At 66.5% G+C, this 2562-nt stretch carries 2 protein-coding genes and 1 pseudogene; all 3 read right to left on the bottom strand.

The window, feature by feature from the left end:
• Positions 1–490: NADH-ubiquinone dehydrogenase (locus tag EOA29_RS32640; RefSeq protein WP_127222157.1), on the bottom strand; the 490-nt coding region annotated here is incomplete at its 3' end.
• 74 nt (positions 491–564) lie between these two features.
• Positions 565–1869, bottom strand: a complete 1305-nt coding sequence (gene nuoF, locus EOA29_RS32635) for an NADH-quinone oxidoreductase subunit NuoF (protein WP_126093205.1) — start codon at positions 1867–1869, stop codon at positions 565–567.
• Positions 1870–1879: 10 nt separating this feature from the next.
• Positions 1880–2530, bottom strand: a pseudogene (locus EOA29_RS32630) (NADH-quinone oxidoreductase subunit E); the annotation flags it as partial.
• Positions 2531–2562 lie beyond the last annotated feature (32 nt).

The following is a 2562-nucleotide window of genomic DNA, read 5'->3' as shown; positions in this document are numbered from 1 at the left end:
CAGATGGCTTCGCCGGCTTGTCGATCGCCTTCGGCTGCCGGAAGTCTTCCGGCATCAGCCCGGTCGCGGCCGCTTCGGCAACCGTGTCGGTGCCTGTCGCGTCGAGGGCCTTCTCGGTGGCGTTAGCCGCGATGTCGGTCACGTCCCTGGCGAAAGTCTGCGCCTCGGCGATCAGCGTCTCGGCCGCCTTGCGCGCCTTGGACGAGTTGTTGGCGGCTTCCGTCCGCGCCTCGAGATCGTCGAGAAACGGCTGGAACATGCGCTGCGAGGCTTCGATCGCGCCGGAGACCGCGCCCATCCAGACGCCAAGCGCGTGGTTGGCAAGACCGATGCCGAGCGCCGACATCGCCGCCGCACCCGCGACGGGATGCGCCATGAGGTTGACGGCGCTGGCCATCTCGCTCGGCATCATCTTGGTCAGATCCTGGTTCATCTTCTCGAGTTGGTCCAAATAGGGCATCAGCGGGTAGGCTATCGAATACGGCGCCATAGACATCTCCTGGTCGTTTCTTCGTACGCCCGCCCCTGCTTTTCCGTCCCGGGCAACGCCCGTCTTCACAAATTCTATTCCGCCGCCACCATGACCGGCTCGACCCGGTGCGCGTTGCGCGAAAACTCGTCGATGCGGCGTTCCACCTCGCCGCGGAAATGCCGCATCAGGCCCTGGATGGGCCAGGCCGCTGCGTCGCCCAGCGCGCAGATCGTGTGGCCCTCGACCTGCTTGGTGACGTCGAGCAGCATGTCGATCTCGCGCTTCTGCGCCTCGCCGCGCACCAGCCGCTCCATCACCCGCCACATCCAGCCAGTGCCTTCGCGGCACGGCGTGCACTGGCCGCAGCTTTCATGCTTGTAGAAGTAGGACAGCCTGGCGATCGCCTTCACCACGTCGGTCGACTTGTCCACGACGATGACAGCCGCCGTGCCGAGGCCGGATTTGAGGTCGCGCAGCGCGTCGAAATCCATCGGCGCGTCGATGATCTGCTCGGCCGGAACCAGCGGCACCGAAGCGCCGCCCGGGATGACCGCGAGCAGATTGTCCCAGCCGCCGCGAATGCCGCCGCAATGCGTCTCGATCAGCTCGCGGAACGGGATCGACATCGCCTCTTCGAAGGTGCACGGATTGTTGACGTGACCGGAGACGCAGAACAGCTTGGTGCCGGCATTGTTCGGCCGGCCGAAAGACGAGAACCAGGCAGCGCCGCGGCGCAGGATGGTCGGTGCCACGGCGATCGATTCGACGTTGTTGACGGTCGTCGGGCAACCATAAAGGCCGACATTGGCCGGGAATGGCGGCTTCAGCCGCGGCTGGCCCTTCTTGCCTTCGAGGCTTTCGAGCAGCGCCGTCTCCTCGCCGCAGATATAGGCGCCGGCGCCATGGTGCATGTAGACGTCGAAGTCGTAGCCGGATGTGTTGTTCTTGCCGATGAGCTTGGCCGCGTAAGCCTCGTCGATGGCGCGCTGCAGCGCCTCGCGCTCGCGGATGAACTCGCCGCGCACATAGATGTAGGCGGCGATCGCGCCCATGGCGAAGCCGGCGACCAGCGCGCCCTCGACCAGCGTGTGCGGGTCATTGCGCAGGATGTCGCGGTCCTTGCAGGTGCCAGGCTCGGATTCGTCGGCATTGATGACGAGATAGCTCGGGCGGCCGTCGCTCTGCTTGGGCATGAACGACCATTTCAGGCCGGTCGGGAAACCGGCGCCGCCGCGGCCGCGCAGGCCGCTTGCCTTCATCTCGTTGATGATCCAGTCGCGCCCCTTGGCGATGAGGCCCGGCGTGTCGTCCCAGAGGCCGCGCGCCTGCGCTCCGGCCAACGACTTGTCGAACAAGCCGTAGATGTTGGTGAAGATGCGGTCTTTGTCCTGAAGCATTTCTCGTCCCTCAGACCGGCTTCTTGCCGAAGACGCGGATGTACTCGGCGACGCCTCCCTTGGCGAGCGCCTTGGCCTGCTTCACCCAGTCGTCGCGCTCGATGCGGCCACGGAAATTGAGATAGCCGTCGACCCATTCGCGCTCTGCCTTCTTCCACGAGGCGACCTGCGCGAAGGTGTAGATGCCAAGCGAATGCAAGGTGCCTTCGATCTTCGGACCGACGCCGGAGATCAGCTTGAGATCGTCGACAGCTGCCGGGCGCTCGATGCCGGCCGGACGGTTCCTGTCCTCGAGCGAGGGCTTGCCCGTCTTTGATCTGGCATCTGCCTTGGCGGCGGGCTGCTTGGCTTCCGGCGACTTGAAGGCGGAAGCCGGTTCGGCCTTGGCAATCGGCCCGCTGCGCGGCTTCGAAACCGCTTCGACTTCCGGAGAGGCCTGGTTGGCGTTGGCCGCCGAATGGCGTGGCGCCCTGACGCTCGCAGCCTTCTCGGCGGCGGGCGAGACTTTCACCGGCGACGGCGTCGTCAGCGCCGGGCTGGTCTCGGGCGCATCGGTCTTCGGCTTGCTGGATTTCGAAGGCGCGACCGGGCCGGAAGGCGCCGGCGCGGCGGGCGCCTGAGACACGACGGCGGCTGGCGCCGCAGCCGGTGCCGCGGCAGCGGCTGCGGCGCCAGCCGCCGTCGTGTCTCAGG

It is taken from the genome of Mesorhizobium sp. M1E.F.Ca.ET.063.01.1.1, from assembly GCF_003998155.1.
Classification (GTDB): domain Bacteria; phylum Pseudomonadota; class Alphaproteobacteria; order Rhizobiales; family Rhizobiaceae; genus Mesorhizobium.
The sequence above is the reverse complement of the archived record's forward strand: the minus strand, read 5'-3'. Positions and strand labels throughout refer to the sequence as shown.